The sequence below is a fragment of the Paracoccus yibinensis genome, assembly GCF_030846195.1.
Classification (GTDB): domain Bacteria; phylum Pseudomonadota; class Alphaproteobacteria; order Rhodobacterales; family Rhodobacteraceae; genus Paracoccus; species Paracoccus yibinensis.
Genome location: NZ_JAVCWH010000006.1, coordinates 63,304 through 82,775, shown reverse-complemented (window position 1 = coordinate 82,775; position 19,472 = coordinate 63,304). Strand labels below are relative to the sequence as shown.

Annotated in this window: 19 protein-coding genes; 11 read left to right on the top strand and 8 right to left on the bottom strand. The window is 67.0% G+C overall.

Annotation, left to right across the window (positions count from 1 at the left end; genetic code table 11):
- The first annotated feature begins 172 nt into the window (after window positions 1–172).
- Complete coding sequence (malQ, locus tag RAH32_RS14035) at window positions 173–1,972, top strand: 4-alpha-glucanotransferase (protein ID WP_306608574.1); 1,800 nt, start codon at window positions 173–175, stop codon at window positions 1,970–1,972.
- 2 nt (window positions 1,973–1,974) lie between these two features.
- Here malQ and RAH32_RS14030 read toward each other — a convergent pair whose 3' ends face one another.
- Complete coding sequence (locus tag RAH32_RS14030) at window positions 1,975–2,604, bottom strand: restriction endonuclease (RefSeq protein WP_306608573.1); 630 nt, start codon at window positions 2,602–2,604, stop codon at window positions 1,975–1,977.
- A gap of 91 nt (window positions 2,605–2,695) precedes the next feature.
- Between RAH32_RS14030 and RAH32_RS14025 the strand changes: the two genes are divergently transcribed.
- Window positions 2,696–3,004, top strand: coding sequence for a hypothetical protein (locus RAH32_RS14025; RefSeq protein ID WP_306608572.1), 309 nt, complete (start codon window positions 2,696–2,698; stop codon window positions 3,002–3,004).
- 72 nt (window positions 3,005–3,076) lie between these two features.
- Window positions 3,077–4,474 carry a M20/M25/M40 family metallo-hydrolase gene (locus RAH32_RS14020; protein WP_306608571.1) on the top strand — a complete coding sequence of 466 codons (1,398 nt, stop codon included), beginning with the start codon at window positions 3,077–3,079 and terminating at the stop codon, window positions 4,472–4,474.
- Here the strand turns inward: RAH32_RS14020 and RAH32_RS14015 are convergent.
- Genes RAH32_RS14015 through RAH32_RS14005 form a run of 3 tightly spaced genes read right to left on the bottom strand, consistent with a single transcriptional unit; the run spans window position 4,428 to window position 5,892 of the window.
- The gene (locus RAH32_RS14015) at window positions 4,428–4,802 is read right to left on the bottom strand and encodes a hypothetical protein (RefSeq protein WP_306608570.1); all 375 of its coding nucleotides are present in this window, start codon (window positions 4,800–4,802) and stop codon (window positions 4,428–4,430) included. The genes RAH32_RS14020 and RAH32_RS14015 overlap by 47 nt on opposite strands.
- Before the next feature lie 28 nt (window positions 4,803–4,830).
- Complete coding sequence (locus RAH32_RS14010) at window positions 4,831–5,259, bottom strand: DUF1810 domain-containing protein (RefSeq protein WP_306608569.1); 429 nt, start codon at window positions 5,257–5,259, stop codon at window positions 4,831–4,833.
- Window positions 5,260–5,319: 60 nt separating this feature from the next.
- On the bottom strand, window positions 5,320–5,892 hold the full coding sequence (locus tag RAH32_RS14005; RefSeq protein ID WP_229665212.1) for a cupin domain-containing protein: 573 nt from the start codon (window positions 5,890–5,892) through the stop codon (window positions 5,320–5,322).
- A gap of 158 nt (window positions 5,893–6,050) precedes the next feature.
- Between RAH32_RS14005 and tpa the strand changes: the two genes are divergently transcribed.
- The 8 genes from tpa (at window position 6,051) to RAH32_RS13965 (ending at window position 15,439) form a co-directional block, all read left to right on the top strand.
- Window positions 6,051–7,430 carry a hypotaurine--pyruvate aminotransferase Tpa gene (gene tpa, locus RAH32_RS14000; RefSeq protein ID WP_306608568.1) on the top strand — a complete coding sequence of 460 codons (1,380 nt, stop codon included), beginning with the start codon at window positions 6,051–6,053 and terminating at the stop codon, window positions 7,428–7,430.
- Window positions 7,431–7,519: 89 nt separating this feature from the next.
- Window positions 7,520–8,485, top strand: a complete 966-nt coding sequence (locus RAH32_RS13995) for a LacI family DNA-binding transcriptional regulator (RefSeq protein ID WP_306608567.1) — start codon at window positions 7,520–7,522, stop codon at window positions 8,483–8,485.
- Window positions 8,482–9,786: a xylose isomerase gene (xylA, locus tag RAH32_RS13990; protein ID WP_306608566.1), complete on the top strand. Its 1,305-nt coding sequence runs from the start codon at window positions 8,482–8,484 to the stop codon at window positions 9,784–9,786. Before RAH32_RS13995 ends, xylA begins: the two co-directional genes overlap by 4 nt.
- A gap of 12 nt (window positions 9,787–9,798) precedes the next feature.
- A complete protein-coding gene (locus tag RAH32_RS13985; protein WP_306608565.1) occupies window positions 9,799–10,854 on the top strand; it encodes a sugar phosphate isomerase/epimerase family protein in 1,056 nt (351 codons plus the stop codon).
- Entirely contained in the window at window positions 10,854–11,996 is a 1,143-nt protein-coding gene (locus tag RAH32_RS13980; RefSeq protein ID WP_306608564.1) for a Gfo/Idh/MocA family protein, read from the top strand. The genes RAH32_RS13985 and RAH32_RS13980 overlap by 1 nt, the downstream gene beginning before the upstream one ends.
- Window positions 11,993–13,480 carry a sugar ABC transporter ATP-binding protein gene (locus RAH32_RS13975; protein WP_306608563.1) on the top strand — a complete coding sequence of 496 codons (1,488 nt, stop codon included), beginning with the start codon at window positions 11,993–11,995 and terminating at the stop codon, window positions 13,478–13,480. Before RAH32_RS13980 ends, RAH32_RS13975 begins: the two co-directional genes overlap by 4 nt.
- Window positions 13,477–14,466, top strand: coding sequence for an ABC transporter permease (locus RAH32_RS13970; protein WP_306608562.1), 990 nt, complete (start codon window positions 13,477–13,479; stop codon window positions 14,464–14,466). Before RAH32_RS13975 ends, RAH32_RS13970 begins: the two co-directional genes overlap by 4 nt.
- A gap of 25 nt (window positions 14,467–14,491) precedes the next feature.
- Entirely contained in the window at window positions 14,492–15,439 is a 948-nt protein-coding gene (locus tag RAH32_RS13965) for an ABC transporter substrate-binding protein (protein WP_306608561.1), read from the top strand.
- A 21-nt stretch (window positions 15,440–15,460) separates the two neighbouring features.
- Here RAH32_RS13965 and RAH32_RS13960 read toward each other — a convergent pair whose 3' ends face one another.
- The 4 genes from RAH32_RS13960 to RAH32_RS13945 all read right to left on the bottom strand — a co-directional run bounded on the left by RAH32_RS13960 (window position 15,461) and on the right by RAH32_RS13945 (window position 19,419).
- Window positions 15,461–16,360, bottom strand: a complete 900-nt coding sequence (locus tag RAH32_RS13960) for a DMT family transporter (protein WP_306608560.1) — start codon at window positions 16,358–16,360, stop codon at window positions 15,461–15,463.
- Window positions 16,361–16,475: 115 nt separating this feature from the next.
- Window positions 16,476–16,649 (bottom strand): hypothetical protein, encoded by a 174-nt coding sequence (locus RAH32_RS13955; RefSeq protein ID WP_306608559.1) that lies wholly within the window; start codon window positions 16,647–16,649, stop codon window positions 16,476–16,478.
- Between the two features lie 108 nt (window positions 16,650–16,757).
- Window positions 16,758–17,834, bottom strand: coding sequence for a PLP-dependent cysteine synthase family protein (locus RAH32_RS13950; RefSeq protein ID WP_306608558.1), 1,077 nt, complete (start codon window positions 17,832–17,834; stop codon window positions 16,758–16,760).
- Window positions 17,835–17,892: 58 nt separating this feature from the next.
- Window positions 17,893–19,419 (bottom strand): UxaA family hydrolase, encoded by a 1,527-nt coding sequence (locus tag RAH32_RS13945; protein WP_306608557.1) that lies wholly within the window; start codon window positions 19,417–19,419, stop codon window positions 17,893–17,895.
- Window positions 19,420–19,472 lie beyond the last annotated feature (53 nt).

Here is a 19,472-nt window from a genome sequence, read left to right as displayed (position 1 = left end):
TACCGGGTAAAAGGCGACAGGACAACAGGCGCCGCCAGGCTGATAAGGCTTTTATGTCTGGCGATCGCTTCCGGGGGAACCTGTCCTTTCGGGCAGGGGGGCTGCGTTTCCTGCGGAACAATCCCCTCGCCAGTCCCGTTTTTCCGCAATGGCGGGGCAGGGGGACGACGGCATGGCGGACATTGCGGAGCGGGCACGCGAACTGGGCATCCAGCCCGAATACGAGGGGATGGGCGGAACCCGCAACCGGGTTCCCGACAGCACCTTGGAGGGCCTGGTCAAGGCCTTCGGGCACGATGCTGCGGCGATGCGGCCCCAGGCGTTGGAGGCCCCGCCGGGAGTGCGCTGCCATCTGCCCGACGCCGGACGATGCTGGGGCGTGGCCGTGCAGCTTTACCAGCTGCGGTCGGCGCGCAACTGGGGCATCGGCGACTTCGCCGATCTGGAAGATCTGATCCCCGTTCTGGCGGAACGGGGCGCGGATTTCATCGGCCTCAACCCCTTGCACGCGCTGTTCCTGGCCGATCCGGCGCGGTGCAGCCCGTTTTCGCCGTCGAACCGGCGGTTTCTCAACCCCCTTTACCTGGCTGTGGACCGGATCCCCGGCTTTGATCCCGGCATGGTCGAGGCTGCCGAGCTTGACCGGCTGCGGGCGACCGAACTGGTCGATTATCCCGGCGTCGCCCGCGTCAAGATGGCGGCGCTGCGGGCAGTCTGGCAAGCCCTGGACAGGCCTGACGCCACCGAGGATTTCAGGCGACAGGGCGGGGCCGACCTGGACCGGCACGCGCTGTTCGACGCGATCTCGGCCGATATGGCCGCGAAGGGGCACGGCGCGGGATGGAGGGCCTGGCCCGACGACTGGCACGACCCCGAGGGCCAGGCGGTTGCGGATTTCGCCGCGGACCATGCGGGCGATGTCGCCTTCTACCGATGGCTTCAGGAGCAGGCCGATATCCAGCTTGCCCGCGCGCAGGAGGCCTGCAAGACGGCGGGCATGGCGATCGGGCTTTACCTCGACGTCGCCGTGGGCGAGGCCGGGGACGGGTCGGGAAGCTGGGGCCATCCCGACGTGCTGTCCAGCGTGCGCATCGGCGCGCCGCCCGATTACTTCAACGAACAGGGCCAGGACTGGGGCCTGGCGCCGCTGTCGCCCGCCGCCATGGCCGCCAGCCGCGCCGCGCCCCTGGGCACGCTGATGGGCCGCGTGATGCGCCGGGCAGGGGCGGTCAGGATCGATCACGCCCTGGGGCTGTGGCAGCTTTTCCTGATCCCCGAGGGCGCGGGGGCGGATGCGGGCGCCTATGCCCGTTATCCGCTGGACGACATGCTGCGGGCGCTTGCCCAGGCCTCGAACGACAGCCGGACCATCGTCATCGGCGAGGATCTGGGCAACGTCCCCCCCGGTTTCCGCGAGATGATGGAGCAGGCGGGCATCCTGTCATACCGCATCCTGTTCTTCGAACGGGACGGCGCGGCCTTCCTTGCCCCCGAGGATTATCCCGAAACCGCCCTGGCCTGCCTGTCCACCCATGATCTGCCCACCTTCCTGGGATGGTGGGCCGGGAAGGACATCGCCCTGCGCGTGGAATTCGGGCTGATTGGCGCCGAAACCGGCCGCGAGCAGGCCGACGCCCGCCCGGCCGAGCGGCGGGAGCTGGTCCGCGCGCTGTGCGAGGCGGGGTTGCTGGCGAAGGCCGATGACATCGGCGAGAGCGACGACGTGCCGCTGGAGTTGATGGTGGCGGTTCACCGCTATGTCGCGCGCACGCCCGCGCGCCTGATGGCCGCCCGGCTGGAGGATCTGGCCCAGGACAGACGGCCCGTGAACCTGCCCAGCACCGCGGGGGAATATCCCAACTGGCGCCCCCGGCTGGCGGCCACCATCGACCAGATCGCCGCCAGTCCCGCCTTCGAGGCGATCGTGGCCGGGATCGCAGCCGAACGGCCCCGGACCAGCGGCGCGGGGTAAGGTCAGACCAGCCTGCGCATCCGGGGGATGTCCTTGACATGCAGCAGATGCACCCCGGTCTTGCGCGACAGGGCCTTGGCGCTTGGCGTGTAATGGCCGGTCGTGATCACCACGGCCGCGTCCACCCGGTGAAAGGCGCGGCCCGAAAAGGCCTCTTGCACCGCCTTGTTGCCGACCGGGCCGTCGTAGCGCTTGCACTGGACGCCGATCTTGCGGCCGTCGCGCCGGGCGATGATGTCCAGCCCCTGATCGCCCGATCCGGCGGTCACATCGACCCGCCAGCCATGCGCTTCCATCTTGTCGGCGACCCATTGTTCGAAGGCCAGGCCGTCGCGGGGGCAGGAAGCGGGGCTTGGCTTGGAACGCGGACTGGATCGCGGGCGGGGCCGGGGGCCGGGCTTCTTGCGCCTACGGCTGGCGGTCCGCCGCCGCGTCTTGGCGCGGGGCAGCAGCAGCGCCGGCAGCAGCAGCGCCGCCAGCACCATCCCCGCCGCCGCGTGCTGCCGGATCGGTTCGCCAGCCCCCGCGCCCGCCGCGAAGGTCGCCATCAGGAAGCCGCCGATCACGATCAGCGTGGCCGACAGGATGCCGTAGCGGAACAGATAGAAGGCGGTCGAGATCAGACGGCGCATGGTCGTTCGGGGGAAAGAGGACGGGCCAGCGTGCCGCCCGGACCATGCAGCCTAGAACAAAAGCAGGCCATGGGCAATCACGGGTTGTGGCATGGCCTTGGAAAACCGCAATTTCTTGTGGCTGGTTGAACCCTCGCGACGGCGTGGAGGGAACCAATGGCGGGTCCAGCGGGTAGGGTGGCTGAAGAAGCCGCTGGAAAGCCCTGCCATGGACGAATACTGGATCTGCCGCCGCGACAATCCGCATTTCCGCCTGACCCGGGACGGGCGCGATTTTTCCACCAGCGTGGCGCCGATGGTCTTTGCCAGCCATGACGAGGCCTTCGCCTATATGACGCGCGAAAACACCAACCCGCCGCTGGAAGGGCTGTCGCTGGAAATCGTCAAGGCCGAGGCCTGATCCCCGACGACGCCCCTTTCCGCCGTTCGTTCTGCGTGGCTATGATCGGCCAGGACTGTCTGAAGGTGCCGCATGAGCCGTGATCCCGCCCCGACCCGAGAGGGCGCCATCGCCGCCGCGCTTCGGATCCTGGACTCGGGCCGCTTCGAGGCCGATCTGGCGCGCCGGGTGGCGATGCCCACCGTCTCGCGCGAAGCGGCGCACGGGTCCGACCTGCAAGCCTATCTCGACCGGGAACTGGTCCCGGTCTTCGACCGCCTGGGCTTCGGGGTCCGGGTGTTTCGCCGCGACGATGCGCCCGGCGCCTTCCTGCTGGCCAGCCGGATCGAGGAGCCGGGTCTGCCCACCGTGCTGATGTATGGGCATGGCGACGTCGTGACGGGCCTGGCCGAAAAGTGGTCGCCCGGATTGTCGCCCTTCGCGATGACGGAACGCGACGGGTGCTGGTATGGCCGCGGCACCGCCGACAACAAGGGCCAGCATTCGGTGAACCTTGCCGCGATCGAGGCGGTCCTGGCCCAAGGCGGAGCGCTTGGCTTCAACCTGAAGGTGCTGACCGAGATGGGCGAGGAATGCGGATCGCCCGGACTGGCCGCCCTGGTGGCCGACGAGGCACAGGTTTTCGCCGCCGACATGCTGATCGCATCCGACGGGCCGCGCATCGGGCTGGACCAGCCCACGATCTTCTTGGGCGCGCGCGGCTGCATGGACCTCCACCTGGAGGTCGTGGCCCGCGACGGCTATCACCATTCGGGCAACTGGGGCGGCTTGCTGGCCAATCCGGCCGTGGAACTGGCCCATGCCATCGCCGCCCTGATCGGTCCGACCGGCGAATGCCTGGTCCCGGAACTGACCCCCGGCACCATCCCCGACGACGTGCGCCAGGCGCTGTCGCGCTGCACCATCCAGACCGCGCCGGGCGATCCCGGCCTGGACGCCTGGTGGGGCGCCCCTGGCCTGACCCAGGCCGAACGCGTCTATGGCTGGTCCACGCTCGAGGTGCTGGAGATCGAGGCAGGCAACATCGCGGGTCCCCTCAATGCCATTCCGCCCCAGGCGCGGGCGCGGCTGCAACTGCGCCATCCGGTCGAGGTCGATACCGATGCCGTGCTGCCCGCCGTCCGGCGCAGGCTGGACGATGCGGGACTGCACCGTGTCGGGATCGTGCCCGCCGGGGCGGCCTTTCCCGCCAGCCGGTCGGATCTGGACAACGAATGGGTGCGCCTTGTGGCGGCGTCGATGCAGCGCACGCTGGGCAGGCCGCCGGTGATCCTGCCGAACCTGGGCGGCTCGCTGCCCAACACGATCTTCACGGACACGCTGGGCCTGCCGACGATCTGGGTGCCGCATTCCTATCCCGGCTGCGGCCAGCATGGCGCCGACGAACACCTGCCCATCGGCATCGCGCGCGAGGGGCTGGCGATCATGGCGGGCATCTTCTGGGACCTGGGGCATCCCCCGCCTGCCTGACAGGATCGGGATCCGGCTGTGCCAGCCCCTCGAACCAGTCCGCATAGACGGTGTTCTTCGCCATCCTGCGGTTCAGGTCCGGCGCGCCGTCATCCCACCAGACCGGACCGCGTTCGCCCAGGGCGATCTTGGCCTGGTTGACCCCGTCGCGGGCCACCTTCTCGGCCCCGGCATCGCCTGCCGCCAGGGCGGCCCCGACTGCGCGGCGGGCTGCCATCAACTGCCGGACCAGCCGCGCGCGATCGGCATCGTCCAGATGGGGATTGGCCGCGCGCCACAGCCTGCCCCGCACGACGATATAGCGCCCGTCGGGGGTGCGAAGGGTCACGGCCGAACCGCCTGGCCGCAAAGGGCGATCATCCGGTGCGGTCCTGGGTCCGGCGGCAGGGCTGTCCGTCGAAGAAGGTCCGCAGGATCCGGTCGAAGACATCGGGCGCATCCGGCACCGCCGCGAACAGCGTGGCCGAGGACCGCAGCTTGGCGGCATCGACCGACCCGAAGATCGCCTCGGCCGAAAGGGCGTCATGCGCAAGGACCGCCCTGGCCGATTCCACCAGCCGTGGGCCAAGCACGGGATGGGCCAGGTATTGGCGCGCCTCGTCCAGGTCTGCGATGCCGTAATGGTGCGACATCGGCGAATGTCCAAGCCCGCGCAACTGGGGAAAGATGAACCACATCCAGTGGCTTTCCTTGCGCCCGCGCTTCAGTTCGGACAGCGCGACATCGTGGACGCCGTCCTGCGCCTCGACAAAGCGTTCCAGCGTATCGGCGTCGTCTTGCGGCATGGCAGTCTCCGGTGCTGTCGGGAATAACGCCCCCGGCGGAATCGGGTTCAGGATGTCGCACTAGAAGCTGGGGGGCGTGCAGGCGCTGACGACCTCGCAGACGGACGTTCCGATGTTGCGAAACCGGTGGGGCAGGGCGCTGCTGAAGTAATAGCCGTCCCCGGCATTCAGGACATGCACTTCGTCGCCGATGGTCACCTCCAGGGTGCCGCTGATGACCAGGCCGCATTCCTCGCCGGCATGGGACAGGGCGTGGCGCCCGGAACTGGCGCCGGGTTCGTAATATTCGTGCAGCATCTGGATGTTGCGCCCGGACCGCTGCGCGCCCAGCAGCAGATATTTGATGCCCGGCGCGCCGATGTCCACATGCTCGCCCCGCCGGAAGACGCGGGCTTGGTCCTGCGACAGCTCGAAGCTGAAGAAGGTCGCCAGATCCATGGGCACGCCGTCCAGGATCCGCTTGAGGACCGAGACCGAGGGTTTCAGCGCCATGGATTCGATCTGCGATATGGTGCCGCTGCCCACGCCCGCGCGCCGCGCCAGTTCGCGTTGGGAAAGCCCCTTGGACCGCCGCACGATGCGCAGCCGCATCGCGACCAGCCGGTCTTCCTTGTCGTCGCAGCTTCTGGCCATCGCTTTCGTGCTTCGGATTCGAAGCGGATCGTGACAGAGCTTCGTGAAATCAACAAGCTGGCCTGTTCCGAAAAATCGCCGTTGCCCAAATGCCGTTATCCCGCGACAGTCGGATGATCCACAGTCGCCGCGCGCGACCCTTTAGACCGGAGTCTGCCATGTCCCTCGATCATCCCGTCAACGACCTGTCCCATGTCGTCGCCGCTGACAAGGCGCATGTCTGGCACCACCTGTCGCAGCACAAGCAATATGAAACCGCCGACCCCCGCGTCTTCGTCGAGGGCAAGGGGATGCGCCTGTGGGACACCAACGGGCGCGAATATCTGGACGGGCTGTCGGGCGGGGTCTGGACGGTCAACGTGGGTTACGGCCGGGAAAGCATCGCCAATGCCGTGCGCGACCAGCTGGTCAAGCTGAACTATTATGCGGGGGCGGCGGGGACCGTGCCGGCGGCGCTGTTCGCCGAACGCCTGATCGCCAAGATGCCGGGCATGAGCCGGGTCTATTATTCGAATTCGGGGTCCGAGGCCAACGAGAAGGCCTACAAGATGGTCCGCCAGATCGCCGCGCGCCAGCATGGCGGCAGGAAGTGGAAGATCCTGTATCGCGACCGCGATTATCACGGCACCACCATCGGCACGCTGGCGACCTCGGGCCAGGACCAGCGGGCGGCGCAATACGGACCCTATCCCGACGGCTTCGTCCGTGTGCCCCATTGCCTGGAATATCGGGCGCAGTGGGACGTGGAAAACTATGGCGAACGCGCGGCTGATGCCATCGAGGAGGTGATCCTGCGCGAAGGTCCCGACACGGTGGGCGCCATCGTGCTGGAACCGATCACGGCGGGCGGCGGCGTGATCACGCCCCCCGAGGGATATTGGCCGCGCGTCCAGGAGATCTGCCGCAAGTATGGCGTTCTGCTGCATATCGACGAGGTGGTCTGCGGGCTGGGTCGCACCGGCACCTGGTTCGGATACCAGCATTACGGCATCCAGCCCGACATCGTGACCATGGCCAAGGGCGTGGCCTCGGGCTATGCGGCGATTTCCTGCACGGTGACGACCGAGGCCGTCTTCGAGATGTTCAAGGACGACGCGAGCGACCCGATGGGCTATTTCCGCGACATCTCGACCTTCGGCGGCTGCACGGCCGGACCGGTGGCGGCGCTGGAAAACATGCGCATCATCGAGGACGAGGGCCTGCTGGACAACACCGTCGCCATGGGCCAGCGGGTGTTGGCCAACCTTCACGCCTTGCAGGACAAGCATCCGGTGATCGGCCAGGTGCGGGGCAAGGGTCTGTTCTGCGGGGCGGAACTGGTGGCCGACCGCAACAGCCGCGAGCCGCTGGAGGAAAAGCGCGTGCAGGCCGTGGTGGCCGAATGCCTGGCCCAGGGCGTGATCATCGGCGCCACCAACCGCAGCCTGCCGGGGCTGAACAACACGCTGTGCCTGTCGCCCGCGCTGATCGCCACGCCCGACGATATCGACCGCATCACGGACGCCATCGACGCCGCGCTGACAAAGGTCATGGGGTGACCAAACGGCCTGCCGCGCGGCGGGCCGAAGAAAATGATTGACGTCTTTCATTTGCCGTCCGATGGTGGGTCCGGGAGGACAATCGGACAATGCGCAATCCGACGCTGCATGATGTGGCGCGGGCTGCTGGGGTCAGCTATTCGACCGCCGACCGTGTCCTGAACGGGCGCGGCGGGGTCGCGATGAAGTCGATCCAGCGGGTCCGCCAGGCCATCGAGGATCTGGGCTATCGCCGCGACATCACGGCGGCCAATCTGTCGCGTCGGCGCAGCTATCGCTTTGCGGCCTATGTCCCCCCCGGCGATCACGGGTTCTTTTCCGCCATCCGCCGCGCCTTCCTGGACCAGGCCGAGGCGCGGGCCGGTCAGCGGATCACCGTCGATCTGCGCGACGAACTGGACGGTCCCCCCGCCGATTGCGATTGCGCGGTGCTGGCGGGGGCCGGGCAGGAACGGATCGACGCGCTGATCGCGGGCGATGTGCCGGTAGTCGCGCTTGTCACCGACATGCCCGGCGCTCGCGCCTATATCGGCATCGACAACCTAGCGGCCGGGCGCACGGCCGGGCGGCTGCACCGGATCGCGCATCGCGGCAGGCATGCGCGCGTCCTGCCGGTGATGGGTTCGGCCAGCCTGCGCGATCACCGCGACCGCCTGGCCGGCATGGCGGAAATCCTGGGCGCGGACAGCCTGCTGCCCCCGATCGAGGTTCGGGACAATCCCGACCGGATGCGCGACCTTCTGGGCCAGGCGCTGCGCGCCGATCCCGGCATCACTGGCATCTATTCGATCGGCGCCGGCAATCGCGGGCTGATCCCCCTGATGCGCGACATGGGCGGCAACCGCCCCTTCGTCGTGCTGCACGAACTGACGCCGCATTCCCGCGCGGGATTGCTGGACGACCTGATCGACGTGGTGATCGACCAGAAGCCGGCCGAGGAGGTCGCCTGCGCGCTTGATGTGATGAAGGCCATCGCCGATGGCGAGACGCCCGGATCGGTCACCATCACCCCCGCCATCTTCTTCAAGGAAAACCTTCCCGGAGTCCCTGCATGACCGGCTATTTCGACGCCATTCCGACCCTGACGCTTGATCCCGATGCCGATGGTCCGGCCTTCCGCCATTACGACCCCAACGAGACGGTCATGGGCAAGCGGGCCGAGGATCAGCTGCGCTTTGCCGTGGCCTATTGGCACAGCTTCGGCTGGGAGGGCGGCGATCCCTTCGGCGGGCGCACCTTCGACCGGCCGTGGTTTCCCGCCGACACGATGGAACAGGCCGAGGCCCGCGTGGATGCGGCCTTCGACTTCTTCCGCATCCTGGGCGCGCCCTTCTTCTGCTTCCACGACCATGACGTGCGGCCCGAAGGCGCAAGCCTGTCCAAAAGCCGCGACCGGTTGAACCGCATCGCCGACCTGATGGCCGCGAAGATGGAAGGGGGCGGGCCGCGCCTGCTGTGGGGCACGGCGAACCTGTTTTCCAACCGCCGCTACATGGCGGGGGCGGCCACGAACCCGGACCCCGACGTCTTCGCCTATGCCGCGGCCACCGTGCGCGACTGCATGGACGTGACGCACCGGCTTGGCGGCGAGAACTATGTGTTGTGGGGCGGGCGAGAGGGGTATGAGACCCTGCTGAACACCGACCTGGGCCGCGAACTGGACCAGATGGGCCGCTTCCTGTCGATGGTGGTCGATTACAAGCACAAGATCGGCTTCGGGGGGACCATCCTGATCGAACCCAAGCCGCAGGAACCCACAAAGCACCAGTATGACTTCGACGTGGCGACGGTTTACGGCTTCCTGAAGCGGTATGGCCTCGAGAACGAGGTCAAGGTCAACATCGAACAGGGCCATGCGATCCTGGCGGGCCACAGCTTCGAACACGAGATCGCGCTTGCCAACGCGCTTGGCATCTTCGGGTCGATCGACATGAACCGCAACGACCAGCAGTCGGGCTGGGACACGGACCAGTTCCCGAACAACGTGGCCGAGGTGACACTGGCCTATTACGAGATCCTCAAGGGTGGCGGCTTCACCACCGGCGGCACCAATTTCGATGCCAAGATCCGGCGGCAGTCGCTGGACCCGCTGGATCTGGTGATGGCCCATGCGGGGGCCATGGATGTCTGCGCGCGGGGGCTGAAGGCCGCGGCGCGGATGCTGGAGGACGACCGGCTGGAGGCCGCGCGCCGCGACCGCTATGCCGGATGGCAGCGCGAGGAAGCGCAAGCCATGCTCGCACCCGGCGCGACGCTGGATGATATCGCCGACCGGGCGGTGGCGGCGGGGCTGGATCCGCAGCCGGTCTCGGGTCGGCAGGAAATCCTGGAAAATCTGGTCAACCGGTATGTCTGAAGGGGGAAGACCATGAAGACCATCAAGGGTCCGGCGCTGTTCCTGGCACAATTCGCGGGCGATCAGGCGCCGTTCGATACCTGGGACGGCATCACGAAATGGGCGGCCGATTGCGGCTATGTCGGCGTGCAGGTGCCAAGCTGGGACGGGCGGCTGTTCGATCTGGGCCGCGCGGCCGAGAGCAAGGATTACTGCGACGAGATCGCGGGCGTGGCCGCGGCGAACGGCGTGCAGATCACCGAACTGTCCACCCATCTGCAGGGCCAGCTTGTCGCCGTCCACCCGGCCTATGACGAGGCCTTCGACGGCTTCACCGTGCCCGAGATGCGCGGCAATTCGAAGGCACGGCAGGAATGGGCGGTCGATCAGGTGAAGAAGGCCCTGACCGCCAGCCGCAACCTGGGCATGACGGCCATGGCCAGTTTTTCCGGCGCGCTTGCCTGGCCCTTTGTCTATCCCTGGCCGCAGCGCCCGGCGGGCTTGGTGGAAGCCGCCTTCGATGAACTCGCCCGCCGCTGGCGCCCGATCCTGGATCATGCCGAGGACTGCGGCGTCGATATCTGCTACGAGATCCATCCGGGCGAGGATCTGCACGACGGCGACAGCTTCGAGATGTTCCTGGACCGCGTGAACGGCCATGCGCGGGCGAACATGCTGTATGATCCGTCGCATTATGTCCTGCAATGCCTGGATTACCTGGACAATATCGACATCTACAAGGACCGCATCCGCATGTTCCACGTCAAGGATGCGGAGTTCAACCCGACCGGGCGCAAGGGCGTCTATGGCGGCTTCCAGCCCTGGGTTGATCGCGCGGGCCGGTTCCGGTCGCTGGGCGACGGACAGGTCGATTTCGGGGCTATCTTCTCCAAGATGGCGGCCAACGATTTCGACGGCTGGGCCGTGGTCGAGTGGGAATGCTGCCTCAAGCACCCCGAGGACGGCGCGCGGGAAGGGGCCGAGTTCGTGCGCAGCCATATCATCCGCGTGACGGAAAAGGCCTTCGACGATTTCGCGGACGGTGGCACCGACGATGCCGCGAACCGCCGGATGCTGGGGATTTCGTGATGGCGCGCATCAGGCTTGGCATGGTCGGCGGCGGCAAGGATGCCTTCATTGGCGCGGTCCACCGCATCGCTGCCCGCATCGACGGGGAATTCGATCTGGTCGCCGGGGCGCTGTCCTCGACACCGGAAAAGTCGCGCGACAGCGGCGCGGCCCTGGGGCTGGACCCGGACCGCTGCTATGGCAGTTTCGAGGAGATGGCCGAGGCCGAGGCTAACCGCGAAGGCGGGATCGAGGCCGTGGCGATCGTCACCCCCAATCACGTCCATGGGCCTGCCGCCGCGGCCTTCCTGCGGCGCGGCATCCATGTGATCTGCGACAAGCCGCTGACCGCCACGATGGCGCAGGCGCAGGAGCTGGAAGCCGCGATCCGACAGTCGGACGCGCTGTTCATCCTGACCCACAACTATACCGGCTATCCGATGATCCGGCAGGCCCGCGCAATGATCGAGGCGGGCGATCTGGGACAGGTCCGCGTGGTTCAGGTCGAATACGCGCAGGATTGGCTGACCGAGGCATCTGAAACCACCGGCACCAACAAGCAGGCCGAATGGCGCACCGATCCCGAACGCAGCGGCGGAGGCGGCTCCATCGGGGATATCGGCACCCATGCCTATAACCTCGCCTGTTTCGTGACGGGGCTGTCGGTGGAAAAACTCTCTGCCGACCTGCAAAGCTTTGTTCCGGGCCGCAGGCTGGACGACAACGCCCACGTCATGCTGCGTTTCGGCGGCGGCGCGCGGGGGATGCTGTGGTGTTCGCAGATCGCGCCGGGCAATGAAAACGCCCTGCGCCTGCGCGTCTATGGTGAAAAGGGCGGGCTGGAATGGGCGCAGGAGGATCCGAACTATCTGTGGTTCACGCCCTTCGGCGAACCCAAGCGCCTGCTGACGCGGCGGGGCGCGGGGGCGACAGATGCGGCCAACGCCGTCAGCCGCACGCCGGGTGGCCATCCCGAAGGCTATCTGGAAGGTTTCGCCAATATCTATGCCGGTGCCGCGCGGGCGATCCGGGCGGCGCAGCGGGGCGAACGCGATCCGGTGCTGGACATCCTGCCGGGGCTGGAGGAAGGGCTGGCGGGGATGCGCTTCATCGACGCCTGCATCCGGTCGTCCCGTGACGACGCGGCCTGGATGACGCCGTGACCGTGCTTGCCCTGCGCGATGTCAGCCGCAGCTTCGGCCCGATCGAGGTGCTGCACGGCGTGGACATCGCCCTGCGCCCCGGCCGGGTCCATGCGCTGATCGGCGAAAACGGCGCGGGCAAGTCCACGACCATGAAGATCATGACCGGCTATCAGCCGCCGTCATCGGGGCAGGTGCTGCTGGACGGCCAGCCGGTCAGCTTCGCCAACATGGGTGCGGCCGAGGATCAGGGGATCTCGATGATCCACCAGGAATTCAACCTGGCCGAACAGTTGACGGTGGAACAGAACATCTTTCTGGGCCGCGAACTGAAGCGTGGTCCCTTCCTTGACAAGACAGCGATGCGGGCGCGGACGCGCGAACTGCTGGACCGGCTGGAATGCCGCGTGTCGCCCGACCGGGTGGTGTCCACGCTGTCCAACAGCGACAAGCAGATGGTGGAGATCGCCAAGGCCCTGCTGCGCGAAACCCGCGTGCTGGTGATGGACGAGCCGACGGCCGTGCTGACGCGCGCGGAAACCGCGATCCTGCTGCGCCAGGTCCGCGCGCTGCGCGAGGCGGGGACGGCGGTGCTGTTCACATCCCACAAGCTGGACGAGGTGGAAGAAATCGCCGACGACCTGACCATCATGCGCGACGGTCGCGTGGTCTGGACCGGTGAGGCGTCGCTGATGAACCAGCACGCGATGGCCAACGCCATGGTCGGGCGCGAGATGTCGGATCTGTTCCCCGCCAAGGTCAGCGCGCCCGGCGAGGTCGCTTTGGAGGTCGCGAACCTCTCGGTGCCGGGCTTTTCCCGCGATGTCGGCTTCACCCTGTGCCGGGGCGAGGTGCTGGGTGTCGCGGGTCTGATCGGATCGGGCCGGACCGAAACCTTCGAGGGGTTGTGCGGCCTGCGTCCTGCCACGGGCGAGGTGCGGGTCTTCGGGCAGCCCGCCCGCATCGATCATCCCTGGCAGGCGCAGGCGCTTGGTCTGTGCTACCTGACCGAGGATCGCAAGACCCGGGGCCTGTTGCTGGGCAAGGGGCTGCGGGAAAACCTGACGCTGCAGGCGCTGTCGCGGTTCGACCGGGGATTGCTGGATACCGGGGCCGAGGAACGCGCCTTGGATCAGGCTATCGCAGATTTCGACATTCGCGGCCATCGGGATGCCCTGGTCGGCAACCTGTCGGGCGGCAACCAGCAGAAACTGCTGTTCGCCAAGACCATGCTGGCCGATCCGCAGATCATCGTCATCGACGAGCCGACACGCGGCATCGACATCGGCACCAAGCAGCAGATGTATGTCCTGATCCGCCGCCTTGCCGCCGAGGGTCGCGCCATCGTCGTCATATCCTCGGAAATGCAGGAGGTGATCGGGCTTGCCGACCGCATCCTGGTCATGCGCCACGGTCGCATCACCGGCGAGTTGGGCGCAGACGCGACCGAGGATGCCATCGTCAAGCTGGCCATGGGCGTGGCCACGGAAAGGGAACCCGCATGACCGACGCCGCCGCACCAGCCGCCCCCCGCCGCATCCGCATGACCGTGATCGGGCCGATCCTGGCCCTGGTCCTGCTGGTGATCGCGGGCGCGCTGATGAATCCCAACTTCCTGGGCTGGGACAACGTGACCAACGTGCTGGCCCGGTCGGCCTTTATCGGCATCATCGCCGTGGGCATGACCTTCGTGATCACGGCTGGCGGGCTGGACCTGTCGGTCGGGTCAATGGCGGCCTTCATCGCGGGGCTGATGATCCTGGTGATGAACAGCCTTGTGCCAAGCATGGGCGTCGGCGTGCCCGTGATCCTGGTCGGCATGGCGGTGGCGCTGCTGGCGGGCCTTGCGGCGGGGATGCTGAACGGCATTCTCATCACCCGCCTGGGGATCGAGGCTTTCATCGTCACCCTTGGGTCCATGGGCATCTATCGCAGCCTTGTCACCTGGCTGGCCGACGGGGGCACCCTGTCGCTGGATTTCGGGCTGCGCAGCCTTTACCAGCCGGTCTATTACGGCGGCATCTTCGGCATCACCTGGCCGATCATCGTCTTTGCGGTGGTCGTGGTGATTGGAGAGATCGTCATGCGTTCGACCGCCTTTGGCCGCTATTGCGCGGCCATCGGATCGAACGAGCAGGTCGCCAAGTATTCGTCCGTCCGCGTGGACCGGGTGCGGCTGATGACCTATGCCGCGCTTGGCCTGCTGGTTGGGATCGCCACCATCATGTATGTGCCGCGCCTCGGTTCGGCCTCCTCCGCCACGGGGATGCTGTGGGAACTGGAGGCCATCGCCGCCGTCATCATCGGCGGCACCGTGCTCAAGGGCGGCTTCGGGCGCGTCTGGGGCACTGTCATCGGCGTCCTGATCCTGACGCTGATCGGCAACCTGCTGAACCTGACGGATTTCGTATCGCCCTATCTGAACGGTGCCATTCAGGGGGCCATCATCGTTCTCGCTGTGGTGTTGCAGCGCGAAGGCAAAGCCCGCTGAGCCGGGCCAATATGGGAGGGAAAACATGAAGCATTTCGTATCGGGAGTGGCAATCGCCGCCGCACTGGCCGCGCCTGCCTGGGCGCAGGACGGGGAAACCAAGGTGATCGGCGTGTCGATCCCGGCAGCGACCCATGGCTGGGCCGGGGGCATGAACTATTTCGCGCAAGCCACCGTGGACCGGCTGGAGGAAACCTATCCGCAGCTTGATTTCGTCCTGGCGACGGCCTCCGACCCCGCCAAGCAGGTCAACGACATCGAGGACATGGTGGCCACGCGCAATATCGACGCGCTTGTGGTGCTGCCCTTCGAATCCGAGCCGCTGACCGGCCCGGTCCAGAACGTCAAGGCGTCCGGCGCCTGGATCACGGTCGTCGACCGCGGCCTGTCGCAGGAGGGGATCGAGGATCTGTATGTCGCGGGCGACAACCCCGGCTTCGGGCGTGTCTCTGGCGAGTTCATGGCAAGCGCCCTGCCCGAAGGCGGCAAGATCGTCGTGCTGCGCGGCATCCCGACCACCATCGACAATGAACGCGTCGAAGGCTTCCAGGCCGCCATCGAGGGCAAGAACATCGAGATCCTGGGCATGGAACACGGCGACTGGAACCGTGACAAGGCCTTCACGGTCATGCAGGACTTCCTGTCCAAGCACCCGCAGATCGATGCGGTCTGGGCATCCGACGACGACATGGCCGTGGGTGTCCTGGGCGCCATCGAGGCGGCGGGCCGCGACGACATCAAGTTCGTCCTGGGCGGCGCGGGCATGAAGGAGATGATCAAGCGCACCATGGACGGCGACGCGATGATCCCCGCCAACGTCACCTATCCGCCCTCGATGATCGCCACCGCCATCGAGATCACGGCCGTGGGCATGGTGTCCCAGGCGCCGGTGTCGGGCGATTTCATCATCGGATCGGTTCTGGTGACGCCGGAAAACGCCGAAACCTATTACTATCCCGACAGCCCGTTCTGATCGGACCGGGACGCGGCCCTCTCAGGGGGCCGCGACCGCAGCGGACTTGCGCCGTTCGGCCATCACCGCCTGGAAGTTCGACAACAGGATGATGCCCCCGCCCAGGAAGACCCACAGGTCGATGGCTTCCGCGTAGAAGTAATACCCCACGACAGCCGCCATCGGCACGCGCAGGAAGTCGATGGGGATCAGGATCGAGGCGTCCAGCCGCTTCAATGCCTGCGCCTGGCAGTAATGCGCGCCAAGCGCGCCCACGCCCGCGACCAGCATCCAGGGCACGTCCGTGATCGCCACAGGCTGCCAGTCGGTCAGCGCGGCGATCAGGCCCAGGGGCAACTGGATCAGGATCATCCAGACCACGATGGCGCCGGGCGAACAATGCTGCGTCAGGCGTTTCACCAGGATCAGCGACAGCCCGTATCCGGCGGCCGCGATCAGCACCAGGACAGCCGCCGGATCAACCATGCCCACGCCGGGGCGCACGATCACCATGACGCCGATGAACCCGCCGATCGTCGCCAGCAGGCGCGGACCGGTCAGCCTTTCGCGCAGCAGCAGCCAGGCGAATAGCGTCACCCAGATCGGCATGGTGAATTCCAGCGCAAAGACCGAGGCCAGCGGCAGCAGCACCACGCCGATGGTCCAGAAATACTGCGCGGTGAAATGGATCACGTTGCGCGCCAGGTGCAGGCGCAGCTTGGCCGCGCGGCGCACTTCGGGGAACAGGGCGCGGCCCAGGGCCAGGATCACGAACAGGCCGACAAGCGCGCGGAAGAACAGCACCTGCCGGATCGACAGGGTTTCCGCCATTTCCCGCGATCCGACCGACATGCCGATGAAGGCCGTCATGGACAGCGCCATCCAGATCAGCCCCTGGGTAAAATCGGACCGCTCTGCCGGAATCGTGGTGGTGCTGGCCATTCAATCCCCCGGATTTCAAACCGCCGGACCATAGGCCGGATCGCCGGCCGGTTGGAAGGCCGGAAAAACAAAAGGCCCGCCATTGGCGGGCCGGGTCATCGGATTGCCGCAGCTCTCAGGCGCGCGACAGGGCGGCCATGGCGGTCCGGGTCGGCGTGATCCCCAGGCGGCGCAGGTCGGACACGGCGGGCGCATGGTGCGAACGCACCGCGGCCGAGGCGGAAATCGCGGCATCCATCACGTCCAGAAACGCGCGGATGCGGATCATGGCGTTGCGGAGGGCGGTCATGGTCAAACTCTCTTTCTGTCCTTGGTTGACAGCACAGAAATAGTCCCGCGACCGCCTTGCCGCAATGCGGCATCTGCGCACACCCGCCATGCAGGGGGTGCAGGGCTGTCAGCCCATCCGGTATCCGGGGGTGGATTCCGAAAGCGCGCGTTCCTCCTCGTCCATGTCCTCGGCAAAGGGTTCGAACAGGGGGGTGGACAGATAGCGTTCGCCGGTATCGGGCATCATCGACAGAATGACGGTGCCGGGTTCGGCCTGTTCCGCAATGCGCATGGCCACGGCGAAGGTGGACCCGCCCGACACGCCGGTCAGGATGCCTTCGCGCGCGGCCAGCTTGCGCGCCCAGTCCATGCCCTCGGCCCCCGGAATGGGGATCAGGTCGTCATAGCCGCCGTTGTCCAGGGCTTCCTGCAGGACCCAGGGGATGAAGTCGGGGGTCCAGCCCTGGATCGGATGCGGCTCGAAGGCGGGGTGGCTGGCGGCGGGGGCGTGGTCCGCGCCGCGATCCTGCGGGGTGCCGCTGCTGACCAGGGCGGCGTTGGCGGGTTCGGTCAGGATGATTTTCACCTCGGGGCGTTCGCGGCGCAAGACGCGCGACAAGCCGCTGACGGTGCCGCCGGTGCCGTATCCGGTCACGATGTAATCCAGCCGCTGCCCCGCGAAGTCGCCGAGGATTTCCTGCGCGGTGGTGGATTCGTGGATGTCGGCATTGGCATCGGTTTCGAACTGGCGGGCCAGGAACCAGCCGTGCTTTTCGGCCAGTTCCACCGCCTTGTTGTACATGCCGGTGCCCTTCTGCGCCTTGGGCGTCAGCACCACCTTGGCGCCCAGCATCCGCATCAGCCGCCGCCGTTCCACGGAAAAGCTTTCGGCCATGGTCACCACCAGGGGATAGCCCTTCTGCGCGCAGACCATGGCAAGGCCGATGCCGGTGTTGCCGCTGGTCGCCTCGACCACGGTTTGCCCCGGCTTCAGGGCGCCGGACCGTTCGGCGGCCTCGATGATGTTCAGGGCCAGACGGTCCTTGACGGATGCGGCGGGGTTGAAGAACTCGGCCTTGACGTAAATGGTCACGCCTTCGGGGGCCAGGTTGTTGACGCGGATCACCGGCGTGTCGCCCACGGTGTCCAGGATGCTGTCGTAAAGCCTGCCGCGACCCGTGGTCGTCCTGATGGTTCCTGACATGCCAACCCCCTTTGCAATCATATCGCCGGGCAGCATAGCACCGAACCCGGCGCGACCGCTACATCACCGCGCCGATCTGCCAGGGCACGAATTCGTTGCGGCCATAGCCCAAGTCCTCGGACTTCGTCTTCTGCCCCGAGGCGACGGCCAGGATGGCATCGAAGATTTCGGCGCCCTTTTCCTCCAGCGACACGCCCTCGACGATATCGCCGCAGTTGATGTCCATGTCATCCGGCATCCGCTGGAACAGAGGCGTGTTCGTCGCCAGCTTGATGGACGGCACCGGCTTGCAGCCATAGGCCGAACCGCGTCCGGTGGTGAAGCACAGCACGTTTGCGCCCCCCGCCACCTGGCCCGTGGCGGCCACCGGGTCGTAACCCGGCGTGTCCATATAGACGAAGCCCTTGCGGTCGATCCGTTCGGCATAGCGATAGACGCCCCGCAGGGTGGATGTGCCGCCCTTGGCGACCGCGCCCAGCGACTTTTCCAGGATCGTCGTCAGCCCTCCCGCCTTGTTGCCGGGCGAGGGGTTGTTGTTCATCTCGCCCCCGTTGCGGGTGGTATAGTCCGTCCACCAGTCGATCAGGTCCACGATCTTCCGCCCGATCTCGGGCGTCTCTGCCCGGCGGGTCAGCAGGTGTTCGGCCCCGAAGATCTCGGGCGTCTCGGACAGGATCGCGGTGCCGCCCTGGCGCACCAGCATGTCGGCGGCGATGCCAAGGGCGGGATTGGCCGTCAGGCCGGAATAGCCGTCCGATCCCCCGCATTGCAGGGCCAGCGTCAGTTCGGACGCCGGCACCGCCTCACGCCGCGCGCGCGCCGCCACGGGCAGCATGTCGCGCAGGCGTTCCACGCCCGCGTCGATGGTGCGGCGGGTGCCGCCCGTGTCCTGGATGGTCAGCGACTGGAAGTGGTCCCCTTCGGCAATGCCATAGGTTTCCTTCAGGCGGGCGATCTGGAATACCTCGCATCCCAGGCCCACCAGCAGCACGGCGGCGAAGTTCGGATGGCTGGCATAGCCCCATTGCGTGCGCGCCAGCAGGTCATAGCTTTCGCCCTTGCTGGCCATCCCGCAGCCCTGGCCGTGGGGCAGGGCGACGATGCCGTCGATGTCGGGGTAATCGTCCAGCATCCCCGACCGCACCGCCTGGTCGGCGATGTAATCCACGACGGTGGCCGAACAGTTCACGCTGGACAGGATGCCGATGTAATTGCGCGTGCCCACGCGCCCGTCGCCCCGGCGGAAGCCCTGGAAATGCGCCGGAACCTCGCCCTGGCGCAGGCCCTCGTGTGGGCGGGCCTCGGAGGCGAAGGCATAGTCGCGTTCGAAGTCGCCGCCCATGGTGACGTTCTGTTCATGGACCCAGTCGCCGGGCGCGATGTCGGTGCCGGCAAAGCCGATGATCTGGCCGAACTTGCGGACGGGCGCGCCCTGCGCGATCGGGTGGGACGCAATCTTGTGGCCGCGCGGAATCCGGCGAAGGGTGCGGACGGCCCCTTCGACCGGTGTGCCGGACGCCAGATCCGCTATCGCCACCACGATGTTGTCGGCGTCGTTCAGGCGCAGGATCTGCGGCTTGGTCATGGCTGGCATCCCTCTGGTGTCCCGACCGGGCCGGGGCTTTGCGACCCGAGGAG

Excerpts from the sequence above, each read along its gene's own strand:
- xylA (WP_306608566.1), top strand. The coding sequence starts at position 8,482 with ATGACCGGCTATTTCGACGCCATTCCGACCCTGACGCTTGATCCCGAT.
- RAH32_RS13970 (WP_306608562.1), top strand. The coding sequence starts at position 13,477 with ATGACCGACGCCGCCGCACCAGCCGCCCCCCGCCGCATCCGCATGACC.
- RAH32_RS13985 (WP_306608565.1), top strand. The coding sequence starts at position 9,799 with ATGAAGACCATCAAGGGTCCGGCGCTGTTCCTGGCACAATTCGCGGGC.
- RAH32_RS14005 (WP_229665212.1), bottom strand. The coding sequence starts at position 5,892 with ATGGCCAGAAGCTGCGACGACAAGGAAGACCGGCTGGTCGCGATGCGG.
- RAH32_RS13995 (WP_306608567.1), top strand. The coding sequence starts at position 7,520 with ATGCGCAATCCGACGCTGCATGATGTGGCGCGGGCTGCTGGGGTCAGC.
- RAH32_RS13980 (WP_306608564.1), top strand. The coding sequence starts at position 10,854 with ATGGCGCGCATCAGGCTTGGCATGGTCGGCGGCGGCAAGGATGCCTTC.
- RAH32_RS13965 (WP_306608561.1), top strand. The coding sequence starts at position 14,492 with ATGAAGCATTTCGTATCGGGAGTGGCAATCGCCGCCGCACTGGCCGCG.
- RAH32_RS13945 (WP_306608557.1), bottom strand. The coding sequence starts at position 19,419 with ATGACCAAGCCGCAGATCCTGCGCCTGAACGACGCCGACAACATCGTG.
- RAH32_RS13950 (WP_306608558.1), bottom strand. The coding sequence starts at position 17,834 with ATGTCAGGAACCATCAGGACGACCACGGGTCGCGGCAGGCTTTACGAC.
- RAH32_RS13960 (WP_306608560.1), bottom strand. The coding sequence starts at position 16,360 with ATGGCCAGCACCACCACGATTCCGGCAGAGCGGTCCGATTTTACCCAG.
- RAH32_RS13955 (WP_306608559.1), bottom strand. The coding sequence starts at position 16,649 with ATGACCGCCCTCCGCAACGCCATGATCCGCATCCGCGCGTTTCTGGAC.
- RAH32_RS14010 (WP_306608569.1), bottom strand. The coding sequence starts at position 5,259 with ATGCCGCAAGACGACGCCGATACGCTGGAACGCTTTGTCGAGGCGCAG.
- RAH32_RS14030 (WP_306608573.1), bottom strand. The coding sequence starts at position 2,604 with ATGCGCCGTCTGATCTCGACCGCCTTCTATCTGTTCCGCTACGGCATC.
- tpa (WP_306608568.1), top strand. The coding sequence starts at position 6,051 with ATGTCCCTCGATCATCCCGTCAACGACCTGTCCCATGTCGTCGCCGCT.
- malQ (WP_306608574.1), top strand. The coding sequence starts at position 173 with ATGGCGGACATTGCGGAGCGGGCACGCGAACTGGGCATCCAGCCCGAA.
- RAH32_RS14025 (WP_306608572.1), top strand. The coding sequence starts at position 2,696 with ATGGCCTTGGAAAACCGCAATTTCTTGTGGCTGGTTGAACCCTCGCGA.
- RAH32_RS14020 (WP_306608571.1), top strand. The coding sequence starts at position 3,077 with ATGAGCCGTGATCCCGCCCCGACCCGAGAGGGCGCCATCGCCGCCGCG.